We start from the raw sequence: 24030 nt of genomic DNA on the forward strand, positions 1-24030 counted from the left end.
GCGAATCTTAATCCTTCTTCTATTGCTATTGAGTTTATTAACTCTATAGTCATTTGTATGTTATCTCCAGGCATAACCATTTCTGTACCTTCTGGTAACTTACAAGTTCCTGTTACGTCAGTTGTTCTGAAGTAGAATTGTGGTCTGTATCCATCGAAGAATGGAGTATGTCTTCCACCTTCTTCTTTTTTAAGAACGTATACTTCTGCATTGAACTTAGTGTGAGGCTTAACTGTTCCTGGCTTAGCCATAACTTGTCCTCTTTCTATTTCATTTCTTTGTACACCTCTTATTAATGCTCCTATGTTATCTCCAGCTTGTGCTTGGTCTAATAACTTTCTGAACATTTCTACTCCTGTTACTACAACTTTTCTTGGCTCGTCAGCAAGTCCTACTATTTCAACTTCGTCTTGAACCTTTAATACTCCTCTTTCAACTCTACCTGTAGCAACTGTTCCTCTACCTGTTATAGAGAATACGTCTTCTACTGGCATTAAGAAGTCTTTATCAACATCTCTTTCTGGAGCTGGTATATATTCGTCTATTTGCTCGAATAATTCAACTATTTTGTCTCCCCACTCTGAAGAAGAATCTTGTAATGCCATTAAAGCAGATCCTCTTACTATTGGAGTGTCATCTCCTGGGAATTCGTACTCATTTAATAAGTCTCTAACTTCCATTTCAACTAACTCTAATAATTCTTCGTCGTCTACCATATCACACTTGTTTAAGAATACTACTATGTATGGTACACCAACTTGTCTTGATAATAATATATGCTCTCTTGTTTGAGGCATTGGTCCATCAGTTGCTGAACAAACTAATATAGCACCATCCATTTGAGCTGCTCCTGTTATCATGTTCTTAACGTAGTCAGCATGTCCTGGACAGTCAACGTGTGCGTAGTGTCTGTTTGGAGTTTCGTATTCAACGTGAGCAGTTGATATTGTGATTCCTCTTTCTCTTTCTTCTGGAGCTTTATCTATGTTAGCGAAATCTACTGCTTCTCCTAATTGATATCTATCGAATAAAGTTTTTGTTATTGCAGCTGTTAATGTAGTTTTACCGTGGTCAACGTGTCCTATAGTTCCTATATTAACGTGCGGCTTATTTCTTTCAAATTTAGCTTTAGCCATTTTGAAATACCTCCCTATATATATTTTATGTAAGACGAGGTAACCTCGTCTTACTTATTATACTTATTTTTAAAAAAATTATTATTTTCCTTCAGCTATTTTCTTAGCAACTGAAGCTGGAACTTGCTCGTAGTGGTCGAATATCATTGTGTATGTTGCACGACCTTGAGTAGATGATCTTAACTCAGTAGAGTATCCAAACATTTCTGAAAGTGGAACGAATGCATTTATAACTTGTGCACCAGATCTAGCTTCCATACCTTGTATTAAACCTCTCTTAGAGTTTAATCCACCCATAACATCTCCCATGTACTCTTCTGGAGTAACAACTTCAACTTTGAAGTAAGGCTCAAGTAATACTGCATTACCTTTCTTCATAGCTTCCTTCATAGCCATAGAACCAGCCATCTTGAATGCCATTTCTGATGAATCGACTTCATGGTAAGAACCATCGTATAATTCAACAGCAACGTCAACAACTGGGTATCCAGCAACTATACCAGATTGCATTGCACCTTGTATACCTGCATCAGTTGGTCCAACATATTCCTTAGGAACAGATCCACCAACAGTTTTGTTTTCAAACTTGTAACCAGCACCTGGCTCTTGAGGATTAACTCTGATCTTAACGTGTCCGTATTGTCCTCTACCTCCTGATTGCTTAGAGTACTTGTATTCAACATCTACTGGTTGAGTTATAGTTTCTCTGTAAGCAACTTGTGGAGCACCAACGTTAGCTTCAACTTTGAATTCTCTTAATAATCTATCAACTATTATCTCTAAGTGTAATTCACCCATACCAGATATTATAGTTTGTCCTGTTTCTTCATCAGTCTTAACTCTGAAAGTTGGATCCTCTTCAGCTAATTTTTGAAGAGCTATACCCATCTTTTCTTGAGCTGCTTTAGACTTAGGCTCTATAGCAACAGATATAACTGGCTCAGGGAATTCCATAGATTCAAGTATTATTGGATTAGCTGGATCACATAAAGTATCTCCAGTAGTAGTATCTTTTAATCCTACTGCTGCAGCTATGTCTCCTGCGTATACTTCTGTTATTTCTTCTCTTGTATTAGCATGCATTTGTAGTATACGTCCTATTCTTTCTCTCTTACCTTTAGTAGAGTTTAGTACGTATGATCCACCTTGCATTATTCCAGAGTAAACTCTGAAGAATGCTAACTTACCAACGAATGGGTCAGTCATTATTTTGAATGCTAAAGCTGAGAATGGTTCTTCATCAGATGAGTGTCTTTCTGCTTCTTCACCATTTTCTAATATACCTTTTATAGCAGCTATATCAGTTGGAGCTGGTAAATAATCAACAACTGCATCTAATAATAACTGAACACCTTTGTTCTTGTAAGCAGATCCACAGAATACTGGGTTCATTTCACAAGCTATAGTAGCCTTTCTTATAGCAGTTTTTAACTCTTCTATAGTTGGCTCTTCACCTTCAAGATATTTCATCATTAGATCTTCATCAGTTTCAGCTACTGCTTCAACCATTTTTTCTCTCCACTCTTGAGCTAATTCTTTCATATCTTCTGGTATTTCAGTTATTTCTATTTCTTTTCCTAAGTCGTCTTTATAGATATGAGCTTTCATTTCTAATAAGTCAACTTCACCTTCTAACCAATCTTCTTTACCTATTGGTAATTGCATTGGTACAGCATTTGCATTTAATCTTTCTCTCATCATTGATACAACGTTAAAGAAGTCTGCACCCATGATGTCCATTTTATTTACGAATGCTATTCTAGGTACACCGTAGTTATCAGCTTGTCTCCATACGTTCTCAGATTGAGGTTCAACCCCACCTTTAGCACAGAATACAGCAACTGAACCGTCAAGAACTCTTAGAGATCTTTCAACCTCAACTGTGAAGTCGACGTGTCCTGGTGTATCTATTATGTTTATTCTATGGTCTCTCCATGCAGCAGTAGTAGCGGCAGAAGTTATTGTTATACCTCTTTCCTTCTCTTGCTCCATCCAGTCCATTTGAGAAGCTCCTTCGTGAGTTTCTCCTATTTTATGTGTTTGCCCTGTATAGAATAGGATTCTTTCTGTAGTAGTAGTTTTTCCTGCATCTATATGAGCCATGATTCCTATATTTCTAGTTCTTTCTAAAGGAAACTTTCTAGCCATGGTTCTCCTCCTTACGATATCCCTTAAAAGGTATCTTTATATCCTACTATTAGAATCTGTAGTGAGCAAATGCTTTATTAGCCTCTGCCATCTTATGAGTATCTTCTTTCTTCTTAACTGAAGCTCCTGTGTTGTTTGCAGCGTCCATTATTTCTTTCGCTAACTTTTCAACCATTCCTTTTTCTCCACGAGCTCTAGTGTAGTTTACTAACCATCTTAAACCTAAAGTTTGTCTTCTTTCTGGTCTAACTTCAACTGGAACTTGGTAGTTAGCTCCACCAACTCTTCTAGCTTTAACTTCTAAAACAGGCATTATGTTATCCATAGCTCTGTTGAATACTTCTATGGCTTCTTCTCCTGTTCTTTCAGCTACTAAAGCAAAAGCATCATATACTATTGTTTGAGCTTTTCCTTTTTTTCCATCTATCATTAAATTGTTTATTAACTTAGTAACAACTTTACTTCCATACATTGGATCAGCTAATACTTCTCTCTTTGGAACATTACCTTTTCTTGGCATTTTGCTTCCCTCCTTAATTATTTGATATTATTAAATCATAGGTACTCGACATCATAATATGCCGTGATGCCATAAATATCTATATATATTTAAAGCACCGCACTATAATCAATTGTTAATTTTTACTATTTCTTTGCAGCTTTAGGTCTCTTAGCACCGTACTTAGATCTTGCTTGCATTCTCTTATCAACACCTGCAGTATCTAATGTACCTCTTAATATGTGGTATCTAACCCCTGGAAGGTCTTTTACTCTTCCTCCTCTTATAAGAACAACACTATGCTCTTGTAAGTTGTGTCCTTCACCTGGTATATAAGCAGAAACTTCTATTCCGTTTGTTAATCTAACTCTGGCAACTTTTCTTAAAGCTGAGTTAGGTTTCTTAGGAGTTACTGTTTTAACTGAAGTACAAACTCCTCTTTTTTGTGGTGAACTTGTGTTAGTAGATTTCTTGTGTAAAGAATCGTACCCTTTTTGTAATGCTGGAGCAGTAGATTTCTTTTCTATTGCTTGTCTTCTTTTACGAACTAATTGGTTAATTGTTGGCATCATCTGCACCTCCTTTTCCAAATTTTCGATCTTAATGACCGCCAACTACATCAATATGAAAGCATATTGATTCATAGTAACTTACGTTACTCACAATTAAATGTCTATTAACTCACATTCCTGTGGTTTTAGCTCTTTGCAGTTTGGTGCTGCTAGTTCTTTAATTATATAAAGTCCAATTGAAAACTCTAAGAGCCATAAGCTCTTAGATAACTTTCAATTGCACACTTTAACATTTTATCACCAGACATAATTACTGTCAAGTTACTTTCTAGCTATTAATCGGCTAGTTCAAGCTTACTCTTCAATTTTTTCAACAGCTATGTTCTTGTATCTCTTCATACCTGTTCCTGCTGGTATTAATTTACCTATTATAACATTCTCTTTAAGACCTATTAAGTGATCTTCCTTACCTTTTATAGCTGCTTCAGTAAGAACTCTTGTTGTTTCTTGGAATGAAGCTGCAGATAAGAATGATTCTGTAGCAAGAGAAGCTTTAGTTATACCAAGTAAAGTTCTCTTAGCAACTGCTGGTCTTAAACCGTTAGCAATAGCTTCTTCATTACATTTATTGAATGTTAATACATCTTCATAACCACCTGGTAATAATTCTGTATCTCCTGGATCTTCAACCTTAACTTTAGATAGCATTTGTCTAACTATAACTTCTATATGCTTATCGTTAACGTCAACCCCTTGCATTCTATAAACTCTTTGAACTTCTTTAACTATATAGTTTTGAACTCCACTTATACCTTGTACTCTTACTATATCATGTGGATTTATAGAACCTTGAGTTAATGGATCTCCTGCTTCAACCATTTGACCTTGCTTAACTCTTATTCTTGATCCGTAAGGTATTGCATATACTTGAGTTTCTCCTTCTTGTGGTATTACAGCTACTTCTTTTCTCTTACCAGTTTCATCTATTTCAACTCTACCAGCAACTTCTGTTATAACTGCTAAACCTTTTGGTTTTCTGGCTTCGAATAATTCCTCAACCCTTGGAAGACCTTGAGTTATATCTCCACCGGCAACCCCACCTGTATGGAATGTACGCATTGTAAGCTGTGTTCCTGGCTCCCCGATTGATTGAGCAGCTATTATACCTACAGCTTCACCTATGTTTACTTCCTTACCTGTTGCAAGGTTTCTACCATAACACTTAGAACAAACTCCGTGGTTTGTCTTACAGTTAAGAACTGTTCTTATTTCAACTTTTTCTATTCCAGCTTCAACTATTCTATCAGCATCAGCTTCTTGTATCATAGCATCAGCTTCAACTATAACTTCACCAGTTGTAGGATTTACTATAGGAGCTATAGTATATCTTCCAACAATTCTATCGTATAGTTCTTCTATTACTTCGTTTCCATCTTTTATTGCAGTAACTTCTGTTACATCACTAGTTCCACAGTCTATTTCTCTTACTATAACATCTTGACTGACATCAACAAGTCTTCTTGTTAAGTAACCTGAATCGGCTGTACGAAGCGCTGTATCGGCAAGACCTTTTCTAGCACCATGTGATGATGTGAAGTATTCCATTACTGTTAACCCTTCACGGAAGTTAGATTTAACTGGAACTTCAACTGTTTTACCAGATGCATTGGCCATCAGACCACGCATACCAGCTAACTGTCTTATCTGGTTCTTAGAACCTCTGGCTCCAGAGTGAGCCATTATGAATATATTATTAAGCCTTTCTAGACCTGACATAAGAGCATCTGTAACTTTTTCAGTAGTCTCTGTCCAAGTTTCTATAACTCTTTCATATCTTTCTTCGTCAGATATAAGACCTCTTCTATATGCTTTTTCATATTTATCAACTTTTTCTTCTGCAGCTGCTATATGATCCTTCTTCTCTTCAGGTATCTTCATATCTGCAACGGCAACTGTTATACCACCTCTAGTAGAGAATTTAAATCCTAAAGATTTTATGTGGTCTAACATCATAGCTGTTCTAGTGTTTCCATGTCTTCTGAAACACTTATCTATTATTTTACCTAGAGATTTTTTGTCAACTAAGAAATCAACTTCTAATCCAAATGGATCTTTCTCTCTATCAACAAATCCTAAGTCTTGAGGTATATTTTCATTGAATATAAATCTACCTACTGTACTTTCAACTAAAGAACTTCTTCCATCTTCAAGTACAACTCTCATCTTTACTAATGAATGTAATTCAACCGCTTTATTCTCATAAGCAAGTAACATTTCATTGTAATCTTTAAATATTGTACCTGTTCCTTTTTCTCCACCTTGGTCTTCTATTGTTAAGTAGTAACAACCTAGAACCATATCCTGAGAAGGAGTAGTTATTGGTGTACCATCTTTAGGTGCAAGTATGTTGTTTACAGATAGCATTAAGAATCTTGCTTCTGCTTGTGCTTCTACTGATAAAGGAACGTGAACCGCCATCTGGTCACCGTCGAAGTCAGCGTTGTACGCTGTACATACTAGTGGATGTAGTTTTATTGCTTTACCTTCTACTAATACAGGTTCAAATGCTTGTATACCAAGTCTGTGTAGAGTAGGAGCACGGTTAAGTAGAACTGGATGACTCTTTATAACTTCTTCTAAAACATCCCAAACTTCTGGCTTAACTTTTTCTACTATAGTTTTTGCACTCTTTATGTTGTGTGCATAACCTTCTTTAACTAATCTATCCATAACGAATGGCTTGAATAATTCAAGGGCCATTTTCTTTGGAAGACCACATTGATAGAATTTAAGTTCTGGTCCAACAACTATAACTGAACGTCCTGAGTAGTCAACACGCTTACCAAGTAAGTTTTGACGGAAACGTCCTTGCTTACCTTTTAGCATGTCTGATAAAGACTTAAGTGGTCTATTACCAGGTCCTGTTACAGGTCTACCTCTTCTACCATTGTCGATTAAAGCATCTACAGCTTCTTGAAGCATTCTCTTTTCATTTCTAACGATTATGTCAGGAGCTCCAAGTTCTAATAATCTCTTTAATCTGTTATTTCTATTTATAACTCTTCTGTATAAATCATTTAGGTCAGAAGTTGCAAATCTTCCACCATCAAGTTGTACCATTGGTCTTAAATCTGGTGGTATTACTGGAATAGCATCTAATATCATCCACTCAGGCTTGTTTCCTGACTTTCTGAATGCTTCCACAACTTCTAATCTTCTTATAGTTCTAACTCTCTTTTGTCCAGTGCTGTCCTTAAGGTCAGCTCTTAACTCTTTGCTTTCTTGCTCTAAATCAATATTTTGTAATAATTGTTTTACAGCTTCAGCACCCATACCTACTGTGAAAGTATTGTATCCATACTTATCAACTGCAGTTCTGTATTCTTTTTCTGTTAATAATTGCTTAGCATTTAATCCAGTTTCTCCTGGATCAACTACTACGTATGAAGCAAAGTATAGTATCTTCTCTAAAGATCTAGGAGACATATCAAGTAAAAGTCCCATTCTACTTGGTATCCCTTTGAAGTACCAGATATGAGACATAGGAGCTGCTAGCTCTATATGTCCCATTCTTTCTCTTCTTACTTTAGCTTTAGTAACTTCTACTCCACATCTATCACAAACTACACCTTTGTATCTTACTCTTCTATATTTACCACAGTGACATTCCCAGTCTTTTTGAGGTCCAAATATTCTTTCACAGAAAAGACCATCTTTTTCTGGTTTTAGTGTACGGTAGTTTATAGTTTCAGGCTTTTTTACTTCTCCTCTAGACCATTGTCTTATTTTCTCTGGAGAAGCTAGTGCTATCTTTATCGACTCAAAATTGTTTAATTCAAACAAGGAGTTCTCTCCCTTCTATTTGATATTTACATTAATAAAAATATTATACATCAAAGTCTTCTGTATCATCATAGTCTATTTCATCATAAACTATGTCTTCTTCAAATTCAATGTTATCCATATCACCATTCTCGAAATCTTCTTCTTCGATTTCTTCTATTATATGGTCATCTTCCATTTCTTTAACATTTTCTATTATATCTAATTCAAATTCACCAGTAGTTTCTTCTACATCTAGTGATTCTCTGACTTCTATTTCTTGATCTTCATCAGTTAATACCTTTACATCTAAGCATAAACTTTGAAGTTCTTTTATAAGAACCTTGAATGATTCTGGTATTCCTGGTTCAGGTATATTTTCACCTTTTACGATTGCTTCGTATGCTCTAACACGTCCTACAACGTCGTCAGATTTAACAGTAAGTATTTCTTGAAGTATATGAGCAGCTCCGTATGCTTCTAGAGCCCAAACCTCCATCTCACCGAATCTTTGTCCACCGAATTGTGCTTTACCACCTAGTGGTTGTTGAGTTACTAATGAGTATGGTCCTGTACTTCTAGCATGTAACTTATCATCAACTAAGTGATGTAGTTTTAACATGTACATGTATCCAACTGTTATTGGGTTATCGAAAGTATCACCTGTTCTACCATCATATAAAGTTATCTTTCCATCTTCTGGGTATCCAGCTTCAACTAATGCTTTTCTTATATCTGGCTCTTTTGCACCATCAAATACTGATGTAGCAACATGCCATCCTAAAGCCTTAGCAGCAAGACCTAAATGAACTTCAAGAACCTGTCCGATGTTCATACGAGATGGTATACCTTGTGGGTTAAGAACTATATCTAATGGTGTTCCGTCTGGCATGAATGGCATATCTTCTTCTGGTAAGATTCTAGATATAACCCCTTTATTACCATGACGTCCGGCCATTTTATCCCCAACAGTTATCTTTCTCTTCTTAGCTATATAACATCTAACTAATTCATTAACACCTGGAGATAAATCGTCACCATTTTCTCTAGTGAACACTTTAACATCAACTATTATACCAGATTCTCCATGAGGAACCTTAAGTGAAGTATCTCTAACTTCTCTAGCTTTTTCTCCGAATATAGCACGAAGTAATCTTTCTTCTGCAGTAAGCTCAGTTTCTCCTTTTGGAGTTACTTTACCAACTAATATATCTCCAGAATCTACTTCAGCACCTATTCTGATTATACCTCTTTCGTCTAAGTTCTTTATAGCACTTTCTCCAACGTTAGGTATATCTCTAGTTATTTCTTCAGGTCCTAACTTAGTATCTCTAGCTTCACATTCATATTCTTCTATATGAATTGTTGATAATCTATCTTCTTTAACTAATCTTTCATTTATTAAGATGGCATCTTCGTAGTTATAACCTTCCCAAGTCATGAACGCTATGAAGCAGTTTCTTCCTAATGCTACTTCTCCAAGATCTGTTGAAGGTCCGTCAGCTATAACATCACCTTTTTCTATCTTATCTCCTTTATTTATTATAGGAGTTTGATTTATACAAGTACCTTGGTTTGAACGCTTAAACTTAAGTAATTTATATCTATCTTTGTTTCCATCTTCTCTTTTAATTATTATTTCATCAGCTGTAACTCTATCAGCTATACCAGAGTTCTTAGCAACAACAACTGCTCCAGAGTCTTTAGCAGCTCTGTACTCAACCCCTGTACCTATGATTGGAGCTTCTCTTCTCACTAGAGGTACTGCTTGACGTTGCATGTTCGATCCCATCAGCGCACGGTTGGCATCGTCATTTTCTAAGAATGGTATCATTGCAGTTGCTATAGAAACAACTTGCTTTGGAGATATATCCATGTAGTCAACTCTTGATACTGGAACTAGTTCAACAGCACCATTTTTAGTTCTACATACTAATCTCTTATTTATGAATGTTCCATCTTCTTCTAATGGTTCATTAGCCTGAGCTCTTATGAATAAATCTTCTTCATCAGCTGTTAAGTAATGTATCTCATCAGTTACTCTACCATTTTCCTTATCTACTTTTCTATAAGGAGATTCTATGAAACCAAATTCATTTATCTTAGCATAAGTACCTAATGAGTTTATAAGACCGATGTTTGGTCCTTCTGGTGTCTCTATAGGACACATTCTTCCGTAGTGAGAATGATGAACGTCACGAACTTCGAACCCAGCTCTTTCTCTTGAAAGACCCCCTGGTCCTAGTGCAGATAATCTTCTCTTGTGTGTTAACTCAGATAATGGGTTAGTTTGATCCATGAACTGAGATAACTGTGAACTACCGAAGAATTCTTTTATAGCAGCAGAAACAGGTCTTATGTTAACTAGAGCTTGAGGAGTTATTGCTTCCATGTCTTGAACAGTCATTCTTTCCTTTATAACTCTTTCCATTCTAGATAAACCTATTCTAACTTGGTTTTGTAATAACTCACCAACTGATCTTATTCTTCTGTTACCTAAATGATCTATATCATCTATGTAACCTATTTCATGGAATAAGTTGAATTGGTAGTTTATAGATGCTATTATGTCATCTAATAGTATATGCTTTGGTATAAGCTCTTTTATTCTAGATTTTATAGCTTCTTTTATTTCTTCTTCGTCACTATATTCATCCATTATCTCTTTTAAAGTTGGGTAATGAACTTTTTCTTTTATATTTAAATCATCTATATTGAATTCTATATGTGATTTTATATCAACAAAGTTATTACCTATAACCTTAGCAGTCTTTTCATCATCTAGTAATAAACTAACTACGTTTATTCCAGAATTTTGAATATCCTTAGCTACTTCGTAGCTTATTTTTTCTCCAGCTTTTACAAATACTTCTCCAGTTTCTGGATTAACTATATCTTCAGCTGAAACTCTGTTCATTATTCTGTAGCATAGAGCAAGCTTTTTGTTAAACTTATATCTACCTACTTTTGCTAAGTCATATCTCTTAGCATCAAAGAATAATGCATTTAATAATGATGATGCACTTTCTACTGTTGGTGGTTCACCCGGTCTTAACTTCTTGTATATCTCAATTAAACCTTCTTCAACAGAAGTAGTATTATCTTTTTCTAATGTTGCAGCTAATCTCTCATCTTCTCCAAGAAGTTCGATTATTTCTGCATCCGTACCTATTCCTAGAGCTCTTAATAATACTGTTACTGGTTGCTTTCTAGTTCTGTCAACTCTTACAGATATTACATCATTAGAATCTGTTTCGTATTCTAACCATGCTCCTCTGTTAGGGATTACAGTAGATGATATTAACTTCTTACCTGTTTTATCTCTCTCTAAAGCATAGTAAACGCCAGGAGATCTAACTAACTGACTTACTATAACTCTCTCAGCACCATTTATTATGAAAGTTCCTTTTTCTGTCATTAAAGGGAAATCTCCCATAAATACTTCTTGCTCTTTTATTTCCCCAGTTTCCTTATTTATAAGTCTAACCTTAACTTTTAGAGGTGCACAGTATGTGGCATCTCTATCTTTACATTCTTCTATGTCATACTTAGGCTTATCGTCTAAAGAGTAATCAACAAATTCTAATATAAGATTACCTGTGTAATCTTCTATTGGAGATATGTCTTCGAAAACTTCTTTTAATCCATCTTCGATAAACCACTTATAAGAATCAACTTGTAATTCTATAAGATTTGGCACATCAGCTATTTCTTTTATCTTAGAAAAGCTCATTCTAGTTCTTTTACCTATCGTGACAGGATGTGGCATTCACTTTTCACCTCTCAATAATAAAAAATAAAACCATAGTTTATTCTAACGCATCTAATAATTTTATCATAATGTCAAGCATTTTTCAATATGTATATTATTCTATTCTTTACATTTAATTTATCCTACAAAATATGCATTATTTATTATGCGCAAAATATTAAACTAAAATTCTCATTTTTTACATATTTTTTTAGAAAACAAAAAAGGTGCCCCAAACAGGACACCTCTTAAAAGAAAACTACTTAACTTCTACTGAAGCTCCAGCAGCTTCTAATTTTTCTTTCATTTGGTCAGCTTCTTCTTTAGAAACTCCTTCTTTTAATGTCTTAGGAGCGTTGTCAACTAATTCCTTAGCTTCTTTTAATCCTAATCCAGTTATTTCTCTAACAGCTTTTATAACTCCAACTTTTGAAGAACCAGCGTTAGCTAATACTACGTCGAATTCTGTCTTTTCTTCAGCAGCTCCACCAGCAACTGCACCAGCCATCATAACTGGAGCTGAAGCAGATACACCGAATTTTTCTTCAGCAGCTTTAACTAATTCATTTAATTCTAAAACTTTCATATTTTCTATAGCTTCTAATATTTGTTCTATTGTCATTTTTAGCACCTCCGAATTATTTTCGTTAATTTTTAATTAATTATATAACCAATCCAATTTTTTCTTGGTTAATGTTTATTAAGCTTCTTGACCTTCTTGTTTCTTTATCATTGCATCTAATAAGTATGCGAAGTTTGACATTGGAGCTTTTAAGCTTCCAAGTAATTTTGCAAGAAGAACTTCTCTTGATGGTATGTTAGCGAACTCAACTATTTGAGACTCGTTGTAGAATTCTCCTTCTACTATACCCATCTTTAATTGCATTTTTGGATGAGAATCCATGAATTCTTTTAATATTCTAGCTGGAGCAACAGGGTCTTCGTATCCGAAAGCTATTGCATTAGTTCCAACTAATAATTCATCGTTGAATTGTTCTATACCAACTTCTTTAGCAGCTTTTCTAACTAAAGTGTTTTTGTATACTTTGTATTCAACACCAGCTTCTCTCATTTTCTTTCTTAGTTCAGTAACCTCTTCAACTGTTAATCCTTTGTAATCAACAACAACAGCAGCAGATGACTTTTCTAATTTTTCAACTATTTCAGCCACAACTTGTGATTTAAGTTCTATAGCTTTTCTCATCTAGATGTGCACCTCCTTCACCTGATTAGGTTTAGTATTCGCCGCAATCTCATTTAAAAAAGCTTTCGTGTCTAAAAGTAGACAACAAAAGCTTTAGTAATTTCAATTTATCTAAAACCTCGGTAGGATATTAAGCCCTTAAGCACCTACTGTCTACGGCAAATCTATTCTTTTTTATATCAACAAATGTTATATTAACATTTTTGTTTAGCCATGTCAACAGTTTTTATTATTCTGCTATTTTAGCTGGGTTTATTTTAACTCCAGGTCCCATAGTAGATGCAACTGTTATACTTCTTAAGTATTGTCCTTTAGCAGCAGCTGGCTTAGCTTTAACTATTGCTTCCATTAAAGTTGCAAAGTTTTCAGCTAACTTTTCTCCACCAAATGATACTTTTCCTACTGGAACGTGTATTATGTTAGTTTTGTCTAATCTGTACTCAACTTTACCTGCTTTTATTTCATCTATAGCTTTAGCTACATCAAATGTAACTGTTCCTGATTTAGGGTTTGGCATTAAACCTTTAGGTCCTAATACTCTACCTAATCTACCAACTACACCCATCATGTCTGGAGTAGCAACAACTATATCGAAATCAAACCAGTTTTCACCTTGTATTTTTTGAACTAATTCTTCAGCTCCTACAAAGTCAGCTCCAGCTTGTTCAGCTTCCTTAGCTTTTTCACCTTTAGCGAAAACTAAAACTTTCTTAGTTTTACCAGTTCCGTGAGGTAATACTACAGCACCTCTAACTTGTTGATCAGCGTGTCTTGAGTCAACACCTAATTTTATATGAGCTTCAACAGTCTCATCGAACTTAGCAGTAGCTATTTCACTAACTAATGCTAAAGCTTCTGTAGCATCGTAGAATTTAGCTCTGTCTACTTTGCTTAATGCTTCTACATATTTCTTTGCTTTTTTAGCCATTTTTATTTTCCTCCTTGTGGTTATATTCGGTTTTTAAACCTCCCACTTCTTAAAGAAGTGTCTAATTTATTTGAAATTAGTCTTCTACAACGATTCCCATACTTCTTGCAGTACCAGCTATCATTCTCATAGCAGATTCTACTGAAGCAGCGTTTAAGTCAGGCATCTTTAATTCAGCTATTTCTCTTATCTTAGCTGAAGATAAAGTAGCAACCTTCTTCTTGTTTGGTTCTCCTGATGCAGTATCTAAACCAGCAGCTTTCTTTAATAATACTGCAGCTGGTGGAGTTTTTGTTATGAATGAGAATGATCTATCTTGGTATACAGTTATAACAACTGGTATTATCATTCCAGCTTGATCTGCAGTCTTAGCATTGAATTCTTTTGTGAATCCCATTATGTTAACACCGTGTTGTCCTAATGCTGGACCAACTGGTGGTGCTGGAGTAGCCTTTCCTGCAGGTATTTGTAATTTTATTTGACCTATAACTTTTTTAGCCATTTTTCGTACCTCCTTATTTTTATATTTGAGTAACTATTATAATTTCTCTATACTATCTGACTCTACAACAAATAGAGTCTTCTTTCCAAATGCATCTATGCACACTTTAACTTCTTTAGTTTCTACGTCTATCGCTTCAACTGTACCTACTTGTCCAGCGAATGGCCCGTTTGAAACTTCAACAGCATCTCCTATTTCTAAGTCGATATCGCTGTTACCTATTTTAGGTTCAGTTAATTCTATGCCCATAGCTAGTACTTCATCTTCACTTAATGGTACTGGCTTAGACCCTGGTCCAACAAATCCAGTAACTCCCTTAGTATTTCTTACGACATACCAAGATTCATCAGTGATTATCATTTTTACTAGAACATAACCTGGAAATATCTTACGTTGTCTAGTTTTTTCTTTCCCTGTTTTAGTAGTTTCAACTACATCTTCAGTAGGTACAACTACTTGCTTTATGTAGTCTTCCATACCTCTAGTTTTTACAGCTTTTTCTATCGTAGCTTTAACCTTATTCTCATGTCCTGAATAAGTATGTGCAACATACCATCTTGCTTCTTGTAATTCCGACATTTTGATTCTCCTTTTCTATTTTAGTATCAGCCCTAGTGCACCAGATAATACACTATCTAAAACCCACACTAATATAGTAGATGAAATAACTACAGTTAAAACTACCCCTGTATTTTTAAGTAATTCTTTCCTACTTGGCCATGAAACTCTACTAAGTTCTTGTTTTGTTTCTTTTATATAAGATACTAAACCAGTTCTCTTTTTCTTAGTTCCTGCGCCTTGATTTGCTTGGGCAGCCATTTAATCCACTCCTTATAAAAAACTATTTTGTTTCTTTGTGAGTAGTGTGCTTCTTACAGAATCTACAGTATTTTTGTAATTCTATTCTGTCTGGGTTGTTTTTCTTGTTCTTAGTAGTGTTGTAGTTTCTTTGATTACACTCTGTACATGCTAAAGTTACTTTAACTCTCATCTGCTACACCTCCAACTTTTTTATGCAATAATAATTAATATATATATAATAATATAACACCTTAATTATTTATTGAGGTATTATTACCTTCCTGAATCATTACCTTGTATAAGTTATCACAAAATTATAGTGGTGTCAATGTTTTTGTGGTTTCTCTCTTTAAAAAAAGAGGGGGTTAAAACCCCTCTTTTATCTATAGATTAATCACCTAAGAAAAGATTACTCTATTATAGAAGCAACAACACCTGATGCTACTGTTCTTCCACCTTCTCTTATCGCGAATCTTAATCCTTCTTCTATTGCTATTGAGTTTATTAACTCTATAGTCATTTGTATGTTATCTCCAGGCATAACCATTTCTGTACCTTCTGGTAACTTACAAGTTCCTGTTACGTCAGTTGTTCTGAAGTAGAATTGTGGTCTGTATCCATCGAAGAATGGAGTATGTCTTCCACCTTCTTCTTTTTTAAGAACGTATACTTCTGCATTGAACTTAGTGTGAGGCTTAACTGTTCCTGGCTTAGCCATAACTTGTCCTCTTTCTATTTCATTTCTTTGTACACCTCTTATTAATGCTCCTATGTTATCTCCAGCTTGTGCTTGGTCTAATAACTTTCTGAACATTTCTACTCCTGTTACTACAACTTTTCTTGGCTCGTCAGCAAGTCCTACTATTTCAACTTCGTCTTGAACCTTTAATACTCCTCTTTCAACTCTACCTGTAGCAACTGTTCCTCTACCTGTTATAGAGAATACGTCTTCTACTGGCATTAAGAAGTCTTTATCAACATCTCTTTCTGGAGCTGGTATATATTCGTCTATTTGCTCGAATAATTCAACTATTTTGTCTCCCCACTCTGAAGAAGAATCTTGTAATGCCATTAAAGCAGATCCTCTTACTATTGGAGTGTCATCTCCTGGGAATTCGTACTCATTTAATAAGTCTCTAACTTCCATTTCAACTAATTCTAATAATTCTTCGTCGTCTACCATATCACACTTGTTTAAGAATACTACTATGTATGGTACACCAACTTGTCTTGATAATAATATATGCTCTCTTGTTTGAGGCATTGGTCCATCAGTTGCTGAACAAACTAATATAGCACCATCCATTTGAGCTGCTCCTGTTATCATGTTCTTAACGTAGTCAGCATGTCCTGGACAGTCAACGTGTGCGTAGTGTCTGTTTGGAGTTTCGTATTCAACGTGAGCAGTTGATATTGTGATTCCTCTTTCTCTTTCTTCTGGAGCTTTATCTATGTTAGCGAAATCTACTGCTTCTCCTAATTGATATCTATCGAATAAAGTTTTTGTTATTGCAGCTGTTAATGTAGTTTTACCGTGGTCAACGTGACCTATAGTTCCTATATTAACATGTGGTTTATTTCTTTCAAATTTAGCTTTAGCCATTTTGAAATACCTCCTGTTTTTATATTATTAGTTATAGCTTACATTAAGCTTATGATAAGTATTTTACTATTAATTATTCCTGTTTTCAAGATGTTTTTCTAATTTTCTCTTGACTCTTTGAAGAGCATTATCTATTGATTTTACATCTCTTCCAAGCTTGTCTGCTATATACTGATAAGACTTACCATTTAAGTATAGTTCTAATACTTCTTGTTCTAGATCACTTAAAAGCTCATCCATCTTACTTTGAATGTGTTTTAGCTCCTCTTTACTTATTATAAGCTCTTCTGGATCACTAACTATGCTTGTTGCTATTATATCTAAAAGAGTTCTATCAGACTCCTCATCATATATCGGTTTATTTAATGATATGTAGGAATTTAACGGTATATGTTTTTGCCTAGTTGCTGTTTTTATAGCAGTTATTATTTGTCTAGTTATGCATATTTCAGCAAATCCTCTAAAAGAATTTGTTTTAGTAGCATCAAAATCTCTAACTGCTTTGTATAAACCTATCATACCTTCTTGTATTATATCTTCTTTGTCTGCCCCTATTAAAAAATATGATTTCGCTTTTGCTTTAACGAAATTTTTATATTTTTTTATAATATATTCTAATGCTATTGTATCCCCCTTACTCGCTTTTAATACTATTTCATACTCATCTTGTTGCGAATTATCTATTAACCCATATTTTTCGTCATTAGCTACGAACATGTAAATCTCCCCCAATAAAACATTTTCATAGCTATATTATAAGCGAATAATTTTAGTAATTTCAATGCATTCTACGAATGTTCTCAAGTTTCGACAATGTCTCTTTATCTAATCTTTCTTCTAACCAATTTCGCTGTATCTTTTTTTGGTTACTACTGTTTTTTTCCCTTATATTCGACTTAGCTTTGTCTAAGTCTAACTTTAACTCTCTGGCAGATATTCTTGTTGCTCCTTTTCCTAAAATAATTTGCTGTTCTGCATAATCATTTGTAGCAACTTTTATATCGTCGTATCTGGAAAGAGTACTTATAAATTTTTCTATGTAGCTATCTGCAGTTTGATGCTCTCTAGTGTATACCACAGTTATATATTTCCTGTCTTCTACAGTTTCTCTACTATGCTTTACATTATATGCATCAAACACTATTATAGCTTTTCTTCCTGTAAATTCAGCATATTCGATTATTATGTCTATTAATTTTTCCCTAGCACTTTCTAGACTTGTTTGAGCAATGTCCTTTAATTCATCCCATGCGTTTATTATATTGTAACCATCTATTATTAGATAACTTTTTACATTTCTTCTCAATTTATTTTACACCTGATCTTTGTTTAAATATCTCATAAAGAAGTATTCCACCTGCTACAGATGCATTTAGCGATGTAACATTACCTATCATAGGCATTTTTATAGTGAAGTCGCAGTTTTGTTTAACTAATCTAGATATACCAAAACCTTCACTTCCTATTACAAGACCTATTGAACCTGTAAGGTTTTGCTCATAAAATACTTGTCCATCCATATCAGCTGCTGCTATCCATAGTCCTTCTTCTTTTAGTCTCTTTATCGTATTAACTATATTAGTTACCTTACATATAGGTACATATTCTACAGCTCCTGCTGATGCTTTAGCAACTACTGGGGTAACGTGAACTGATCTTCTTTTTGGTATTATAACCCCATGAGCTCCAACTGCATCTGCTGTTCTAATTATTGAACCTAAATTGTGAGGGTCTGTTATTTCATCTAGTATTATAAAAAATGGATCTTCTCCTTTTTCTTTAACACTATCTATTAAATCATCTAATTCCCAATACTTAAGTTCACTTACTTGAGCTATTACACCTTGATGAGAGTGACTTGTACTAATTTCATCTAATTTATGCTTATCAACATATTGAACTATTATGTTCTTTTCTTTAGCCATTGCTATTATTTTTTTTATTGATCCTTCTTTTGCAGAGTTAGATACCATTATCTTATCTATTTCTCTACCATTTTTTATTGCTTCTATTACAGGATTTCTACCTTCTATACTTGCCAATTCTTTCACCGCCTATAAATTTTTAAACTTGTCTCTTATCTGAACTATATTCCCACATGTCATGTTACCTTCTGGGCAAGGTCCTTTTACACATTTAGGTCCTATATTTTTAAATAAGATTGGAGCTACTTGCTTTAATTGTCTTAGCATTTCTATTGATAGCTCTCTTATTTCCCATTGTGCCCTCTCACAGCATCTATGATTTAAGAAATTATATAAACTTCTTGTATTCATAGTAAATACTACTTTTGTTTCACATGCATTAGGAAATACATATCTAGCATCTTCTATTGCTTTCTTTTCAGCTTGTCTTTTAGCTTCTTTTTCATTTTTTCCATCTTTTATCATATTATTATAATGTTTATCAAATAATATATCCACTAATTTATCATATGATTTTTGATCTTCTTCCATAGCTTGTATAAATACTTCTTTAGCTTCTTTTACTGCTTCTATCTCTGGTGGTACTATATACTCAAATTGATCTAACTTTACATACCTTTGACTTTGTTGTGAATAGCTTGCTATACGATGTCTAACTAATTGGTGAGAACAAGCTCTTGATATTCCTTCAACTGCAAATGTAAATGATACATGCTCTAATGGAGATTCATGCCCTATATTTATTAACATATTTAGAAATCTATCTACCGATTCATCTGTTAGATTTTCTTCTATTTGATCCACCCCTACTGCTGAATAACATAGTTTTGCAGCCATTGATATTACCTTTTCTGGTTCTGGTGTATGTGCTAATAATTTTACTTTCATCTCTAAAACCTCTTCCTTAAAATATTCATATTTTTTATTATACAATATTAAAATTATATTTTTTTATTTATTTTGTCTATCATAAAAAAGTATATATACTCGTATATAAAAAGGTATTGTTTTTAACAATACCTTTACATATTTTTTTCTATGATATTTATGCCTTTTTCAACTATGTAGTCAAGCCTATCTTTCTCTCCGCCTAAATGTAGATATCCCACTAAAGCTTCGAACCCAGTTGCACATTTATAGTCTATAATATCTGCATTTTTAGGAGAAGTATGAGATTTTTGATTTCTACCTCTTTTGTAGATTCTTAATTCATCTTCACTTAACTCATCTTCTATTTCATGCATTACTGTCGCCTGTGCCTTAGCATTAACATACTTTATAGCTGACTTGTGAAGGTCATTGACCTTTTTGTTGATGTTCTTTCTTATTAGATACTCTCTTATATATGACTCATATATTGTATCACCTATATAGGCTAATACTAATGGAGACATTGTTATTAATTCCGTTCTATTCATAATTATGCTCTCTTCCACTTAGTTCCTTGTCTAGTATCTTCTAGTATTATGCCTTTTTCTAATAACTCTTGTCTTATATCATCTGCTAATTTATAATCTTTATTTTTCTTAGCATCTACTCTTTTTTGTATAAGATTTTCTATTTCTTCATCTAATATATCATCATTTTTCTTATTAACTATATTTAATACAGAAGTTAATTCATTAAATTCATCTAGACATAATTTAGCAAATTCTAAAGAAGAATTTTCATTTACATTAGTGTTTATAAACTTAGATAATTCAAATATAGCACTTATTGCATCTGCTGTATTTAAGTCATCTTCCATAGCGTTTATAAACTTTTCTCTGTAACTATTTAATTCAGATACTAAATCTTTTTCTCCTTCAGTTAAAGAACTTTCTTTTAAGTTTTCTATTGTGAATTCTAATTTTTCTTTAGCATTGTAAAGTCTTTCAAGCCCTGCTTTAGCTTGTGCTAACATTTCATCACTGAAGTTAACTGGATTTCTGTAATGTGCAGATAACATGAAGAATCTTACTATTTCTAAATCATATTTTTCAGATATCTCTCTTACTGTAAAGAAGTTTCCTAGAGATTTACTCATTTTTTCATTGTTTATGTTTATGTATCCATTGTGTACCCAATAATTAGAGAAAGTTTTTCCACTTCTAGCTTCACTTTGAGCTATTTCATTTTCATGGTGAGGGAATGTTAAATCTTGACCTCCAGCATGTATATCTATAGTTTCACCTAAGTATCTCTTAGACATAACTGAACATTCTATATGCCATCCTGGTCTACCTTCTCCCCATGGACTTTCCCATCCTGGTTCTCCTTCTTTTTTTGCTTTCCAAAGAACGAAATCCATTGGATGTCTCTTTTGACTATTAACTTCTATTCTTGCTCCAGCTTCTAAATCGTCTTGATTTTGTTTAGAAAGTTTTCCGTATCCTTCAAATTTTTTAGTGTCAAAGTATACATCTCCGTTAGATTCATAAGCATATCCTTTTTCTTCTAATTCCTTAACAAAATCTATTATTTGTTGTATGTTATCTGTTACTCTAGGATGAACATCTGCTCTTTTTATTCCTAATCCATCAGCATCAACAAAATACTCATTTATGTATTTATTAGCCACTTCTTCTGGTGCTATGTTTTCTTCATGACCTCTTTTTATTATTTTATCATCTACATCTGTAAAGTTTTGAACGTAAGTTACATCAAAACCTCTATATTCTAAATATCTTCTAAGTGTATCAAACATTATGAAAGGTCTAGCATTACCTATATGTATATAGTTGTAAACTGTAGGTCCACACACATACATTTTTACCTTTCCTTCTTCTAATGGAACAAATTCTTCTTTTGTTCTTGTTAATGTATTGTATAACTTCACTCTTATCACCTCACTGATTGTTATATTATTTCTTAACTATCTATATATTATATTATAGTTTAAATTCTTTACAATTAATAGTACTACTATTATGTCCTTATGATTTTAAAAAAATCTGATTGCAAAAAAATTATAGGTTTATTCTTCTAAAAATGAAATTTTTTTTAAGGAACAAGTATTATAAGTTTCTTCACTTATAATTTTTTCTTTTTTTAACTTCTCTAGTATGTTAACATAATCTGCACATAAACTTTTCAATTCTTTTTTTATATCATCTTTATTATTACTATACATAGTTACCCTCCCTGGTATAAAGTAAAACTATATTGTATTTTAAAAATAACTTTTCAAATAATTTATTTTCTTATGCTTTTTATATATTAACTTTGTTTTAAATAATCCCTTTAGTTATACCCATAAATCTTTTCATCAAAATACTACACAAATAATTTTTTACTCTTCATAGTACTAAAAATTAACATATATTTCTTTCTTTCTATTTTGTTTATTTCTCTTATTATATATAAAACTCCTAGATATGCTACATTTTTTGAATATAATATATTTAGTAAAATTTTAAAATAAATATAATTATTATTTAATGCTATTTATATAATCTATGTTGAAATTAATAAAAAAACTCACCTAACTAGGTGAGCTCTTTTCATATTTATAATATGTTGTTTTTAACGTATGCTATTCTCTCTAAACAATTTTCTTTTCCTAGAACTTCCATAGTCTTTGGTAAATCTGGTCCATGCATTTGTCCTGTTAATATTACTCTAGAACCCATGAATAAGTTTTTACCTTTTATACCGTGTTCTTTTTGTATTTCTTTAAACATAGCTTTTACAAATGCTTCATCTACAACTTCTGCATTTTCTATCTTAGTTTGTAATGCATCTATTAAAGTTGGTATATGTTCTAAGTTTAAGAATTCTCTACATTCTTCAGTTTCTAATTTAACTTCATTTGAGAAGAATATATTAGCATGTTCAGTTATTTCTTTTACATATTGTAATTTTTCTTTAACAACTGATACCATTCCTTTTATAAAATCATACTTAGTAGTAGCTTCTTCTTCTGTTATAAGACCAGCTTCAACTAAGAAAGGTATAGCTAAGTCTGTTAAGTAGCTATCATCTGCTTCCTTTATATAATGTTGGTTAACCCAGTTTAGTTTTTCTGTATCAAATACTCCACCACTCTTAGATACTCTTTCTACAGAGAAAGCTTTCTCTAATTCTTCCATAGTGAATATTTCTTGGTTATCTTCTGGAGACCAACCAACTAATGCAACATAATTAACTAATCCTTGTGGTAAATATCCTTTTTTCTTGAAGTCTTCAACTGCAACATCACCATGTCTCTTACTTAACTTTTTCTTTTCTTTGTTAAGTATATTTGGTAAATGTACAAATGTTGGTGCTTCCCATCCAAATGCTTCATATAAGTAAACATGCTTTGGAGTTGAAGAAACCCATTCTTCTCCTCTTATAACATGAGTTATTTTCATTAAGTGGTCATCAACTACAACTGCAAAGTGGTAAGTTGGGAATCCATCAGTCTTTATTAAAACTTGGTCATCTAAATCATTAGTGTTAAATTCTGTTTCACCTCTAACTAAGTCAGTGAATTTTATAACATGATTTTCAGGTAATTTTAATCTTATAACGTAAGGTTCTCCTGCTGCTATCTTAGCTTCAACTTCTTCTTTAGAAAGATCTCTACAGTGACCATCATATCTTGGAGTTTCTCCAGCTTCTTTTTGCTTTTCTCTTACTTCGTCTAATCTTTCTTTTGTACAGAAACAGTAGTATGCTTGTCCATTATCTAATAATTGTTTTATATAATCTTTATATATATCTAATCTTTCAGATTGTATATATGGCCCATTTTCACCTACTTGAGTTATGTTTCCATTTTCATCTATCATAACACCTTCGCTATGATTAACTCCAGCCCAACTCATAGCATTAAGCATATTTTCTATTGCACCATCTACTAATCTAGTTTGGTCTGTGTCTTCTACTCTTAATATGTACTCTCCACCCATTCTCTTTGCAAATAAGTAGTTATATAAAGCAGTTCTTAAACTACCTATGTGTACAAATCCAGTTGGACTTGGAGCAAATCTTACTCTTACATTCATTTGAATAGCCTCCTCTAATAGTTGTTATGTATAAATTTATAATATCAGAATAACACATATATTGTAATGTTATTTTACCCAAATCTATGTTAAAATCGCGATATTATTATATTTTTATACCTACAAGTATACACCTATAAATCTATTTTATAAGTACTAACTTAAAAAAATTTAAATTTATCTTATTTTAAGCTCTTATTTTATATTAAAATTTTGTGGATAATATGAT

At 33.2% G+C, this 24030-nt stretch carries 22 protein-coding genes and 1 other annotated feature; all 22 genes read right to left on the reverse strand.

What is annotated here, in order from left to right; translation table 11 throughout:
* Positions 1-1136 (reverse strand): elongation factor Tu (tuf, locus tag ABHC41_RS12215; RefSeq protein ID WP_195238532.1); only part of this gene is annotated, 1136 nt, incomplete at its 3' end.
* 81 nt (positions 1137-1217) lie between these two features.
* Positions 1218-3284: an elongation factor G gene (fusA, locus tag ABHC41_RS12220; RefSeq protein WP_092921786.1), complete on the reverse strand. Its 2067-nt coding sequence runs from the start codon at positions 3282-3284 to the stop codon at positions 1218-1220.
* A 49-nt stretch (positions 3285-3333) separates the two neighbouring features.
* Positions 3334-3804 carry a 30S ribosomal protein S7 gene (gene rpsG, locus ABHC41_RS12225; protein WP_092921784.1) on the reverse strand — a complete coding sequence of 157 codons (471 nt, stop codon included), beginning with the start codon at positions 3802-3804 and terminating at the stop codon, positions 3334-3336.
* A 125-nt stretch (positions 3805-3929) separates the two neighbouring features.
* The gene (rpsL, locus tag ABHC41_RS12230; protein ID WP_092921782.1) at positions 3930-4352 is read right to left on the reverse strand and encodes a 30S ribosomal protein S12; all 423 of its coding nucleotides are present in this window, start codon (positions 4350-4352) and stop codon (positions 3930-3932) included.
* Positions 4353-4649: 297 nt separating this feature from the next.
* Positions 4650-8138, reverse strand: coding sequence for a DNA-directed RNA polymerase subunit beta' (gene rpoC / locus ABHC41_RS12235; RefSeq protein WP_092921780.1), 3489 nt, complete (start codon positions 8136-8138; stop codon positions 4650-4652).
* Between the two features lie 43 nt (positions 8139-8181).
* Positions 8182-11886: a DNA-directed RNA polymerase subunit beta gene (locus ABHC41_RS12240; RefSeq protein WP_092921778.1), complete on the reverse strand. Its 3705-nt coding sequence runs from the start codon at positions 11884-11886 to the stop codon at positions 8182-8184.
* Positions 11887-12127: 241 nt separating this feature from the next.
* Positions 12128-12490, reverse strand: coding sequence for a 50S ribosomal protein L7/L12 (gene rplL, locus ABHC41_RS12245; protein WP_092921776.1), 363 nt, complete (start codon positions 12488-12490; stop codon positions 12128-12130).
* Between the two features lie 78 nt (positions 12491-12568).
* On the reverse strand, positions 12569-13072 hold the full coding sequence (gene rplJ / locus ABHC41_RS12250; protein ID WP_092921773.1) for a 50S ribosomal protein L10: 504 nt from the start codon (positions 13070-13072) through the stop codon (positions 12569-12571).
* Positions 13073-13118: 46 nt separating this feature from the next.
* Positions 13119-13249, reverse strand: a sequence feature (ribosomal protein L10 leader region).
* A gap of 52 nt (positions 13250-13301) precedes the next feature.
* A complete protein-coding gene (gene rplA / locus ABHC41_RS12255; protein WP_092921771.1) occupies positions 13302-14000 on the reverse strand; it encodes a 50S ribosomal protein L1 in 699 nt (232 codons plus the stop codon).
* A 76-nt stretch (positions 14001-14076) separates the two neighbouring features.
* Positions 14077-14502, reverse strand: coding sequence for a 50S ribosomal protein L11 (gene rplK / locus ABHC41_RS12260; protein WP_021121982.1), 426 nt, complete (start codon positions 14500-14502; stop codon positions 14077-14079).
* Positions 14503-14538: 36 nt separating this feature from the next.
* Complete coding sequence (nusG, locus tag ABHC41_RS12265; RefSeq protein ID WP_092921769.1) at positions 14539-15081, reverse strand: transcription termination/antitermination protein NusG; 543 nt, start codon at positions 15079-15081, stop codon at positions 14539-14541.
* 15 nt (positions 15082-15096) lie between these two features.
* On the reverse strand, positions 15097-15321 hold the full coding sequence (secE, locus tag ABHC41_RS12270) for a preprotein translocase subunit SecE (RefSeq protein ID WP_092921768.1): 225 nt from the start codon (positions 15319-15321) through the stop codon (positions 15097-15099).
* 22 nt (positions 15322-15343) lie between these two features.
* Positions 15344-15493: a 50S ribosomal protein L33 gene (gene rpmG / locus ABHC41_RS12275; protein ID WP_092921766.1), complete on the reverse strand. Its 150-nt coding sequence runs from the start codon at positions 15491-15493 to the stop codon at positions 15344-15346.
* A gap of 219 nt (positions 15494-15712) precedes the next feature.
* On the reverse strand, positions 15713-16906 hold the full coding sequence (tuf, locus tag ABHC41_RS12280; protein ID WP_092921788.1) for an elongation factor Tu: 1194 nt from the start codon (positions 16904-16906) through the stop codon (positions 15713-15715).
* A 69-nt stretch (positions 16907-16975) separates the two neighbouring features.
* Entirely contained in the window at positions 16976-17623 is a 648-nt protein-coding gene (gene sigH, locus ABHC41_RS12285) for an RNA polymerase sporulation sigma factor SigH (RefSeq protein ID WP_166506188.1), read from the reverse strand.
* 61 nt (positions 17624-17684) lie between these two features.
* Positions 17685-18212, reverse strand: coding sequence for an NYN domain-containing protein (locus ABHC41_RS12290; RefSeq protein WP_166506187.1), 528 nt, complete (start codon positions 18210-18212; stop codon positions 17685-17687).
* A gap of 1 nt (position 18213) precedes the next feature.
* Entirely contained in the window at positions 18214-18948 is a 735-nt protein-coding gene (gene rlmB / locus ABHC41_RS12295; RefSeq protein ID WP_166506186.1) for a 23S rRNA (guanosine(2251)-2'-O)-methyltransferase RlmB, read from the reverse strand.
* Between the two features lie 12 nt (positions 18949-18960).
* Positions 18961-19719 carry an FAD-dependent thymidylate synthase gene (thyX, locus tag ABHC41_RS12300; RefSeq protein WP_166506185.1) on the reverse strand — a complete coding sequence of 253 codons (759 nt, stop codon included), beginning with the start codon at positions 19717-19719 and terminating at the stop codon, positions 18961-18963.
* A gap of 134 nt (positions 19720-19853) precedes the next feature.
* Positions 19854-20249, reverse strand: a complete 396-nt coding sequence (locus tag ABHC41_RS12305) for a ribonuclease III domain-containing protein (protein WP_166506184.1) — start codon at positions 20247-20249, stop codon at positions 19854-19856.
* A gap of 2 nt (positions 20250-20251) precedes the next feature.
* Positions 20252-21649, reverse strand: a complete 1398-nt coding sequence (gene cysS / locus ABHC41_RS12310; protein WP_166506183.1) for a cysteine--tRNA ligase — start codon at positions 21647-21649, stop codon at positions 20252-20254.
* A 138-nt stretch (positions 21650-21787) separates the two neighbouring features.
* A complete protein-coding gene (locus tag ABHC41_RS12315; protein WP_166506182.1) occupies positions 21788-21943 on the reverse strand; it encodes a hypothetical protein in 156 nt (51 codons plus the stop codon).
* A 376-nt stretch (positions 21944-22319) separates the two neighbouring features.
* A complete protein-coding gene (gene gltX / locus ABHC41_RS12320) occupies positions 22320-23801 on the reverse strand; it encodes a glutamate--tRNA ligase (RefSeq protein ID WP_166506181.1) in 1482 nt (493 codons plus the stop codon).
* Positions 23802-24030: the final 229 nt, after the last annotated feature.

The organism is Romboutsia sp. 1001216sp1, assembly GCF_039841805.1.
Classification (GTDB): Bacteria; Bacillota; Clostridia; order Peptostreptococcales; family Peptostreptococcaceae; genus Romboutsia_C; species Romboutsia_C hominis.

Bases quoted from the DNA above. Each gene is read 5' to 3' on its own strand.
- ABHC41_RS12305 (WP_166506184.1), bottom strand. From the start codon at position 20,249: ATGAATAGAACGGAATTAATAACAATGTCTCCATTAGTATTAGCCTAT.
- rplL (WP_092921776.1), bottom strand. From the start codon at position 12,490: ATGACAATAGAACAAATATTAGAAGCTATAGAAAATATGAAAGTTTTA.
- tuf (WP_092921788.1), bottom strand. From the start codon at position 16,906: ATGGCTAAAGCTAAATTTGAAAGAAATAAACCACATGTTAATATAGGA.
- ABHC41_RS12315 (WP_166506182.1), bottom strand. From the start codon at position 21,943: ATGTATAGTAATAATAAAGATGATATAAAAAAAGAATTGAAAAGTTTA.
- rplK (WP_021121982.1), bottom strand. From the start codon at position 14,502: ATGGCTAAAAAAGTTATAGGTCAAATAAAATTACAAATACCTGCAGGA.
- gltX (WP_166506181.1), bottom strand. From the start codon at position 23,801: ATGAATGTAAGAGTAAGATTTGCTCCAAGTCCAACTGGATTTGTACAC.
- rplA (WP_092921771.1), bottom strand. From the start codon at position 14,000: ATGGCTAAAAAAGCAAAGAAATATGTAGAAGCATTAAGCAAAGTAGAC.
- nusG (WP_092921769.1), bottom strand. From the start codon at position 15,081: ATGTCGGAATTACAAGAAGCAAGATGGTATGTTGCACATACTTATTCA.
- rplJ (WP_092921773.1), bottom strand. From the start codon at position 13,072: ATGAGAAAAGCTATAGAACTTAAATCACAAGTTGTGGCTGAAATAGTT.
- thyX (WP_166506185.1), bottom strand. From the start codon at position 19,719: ATGAAAGTAAAATTATTAGCACATACACCAGAACCAGAAAAGGTAATA.
- rpsG (WP_092921784.1), bottom strand. From the start codon at position 3,804: ATGCCAAGAAAAGGTAATGTTCCAAAGAGAGAAGTATTAGCTGATCCA.
- fusA (WP_092921786.1), bottom strand. From the start codon at position 3,284: ATGGCTAGAAAGTTTCCTTTAGAAAGAACTAGAAATATAGGAATCATG.
- secE (WP_092921768.1), bottom strand. From the start codon at position 15,321: ATGGCTGCCCAAGCAAATCAAGGCGCAGGAACTAAGAAAAAGAGAACT.
- rpmG (WP_092921766.1), bottom strand. From the start codon at position 15,493: ATGAGAGTTAAAGTAACTTTAGCATGTACAGAGTGTAATCAAAGAAAC.
- sigH (WP_166506188.1), bottom strand. From the start codon at position 17,623: ATGTTCGTAGCTAATGACGAAAAATATGGGTTAATAGATAATTCGCAA.
- ABHC41_RS12240 (WP_092921778.1), bottom strand. From the start codon at position 11,886: ATGCCACATCCTGTCACGATAGGTAAAAGAACTAGAATGAGCTTTTCT.
- rpsL (WP_092921782.1), bottom strand. From the start codon at position 4,352: ATGCCAACAATTAACCAATTAGTTCGTAAAAGAAGACAAGCAATAGAA.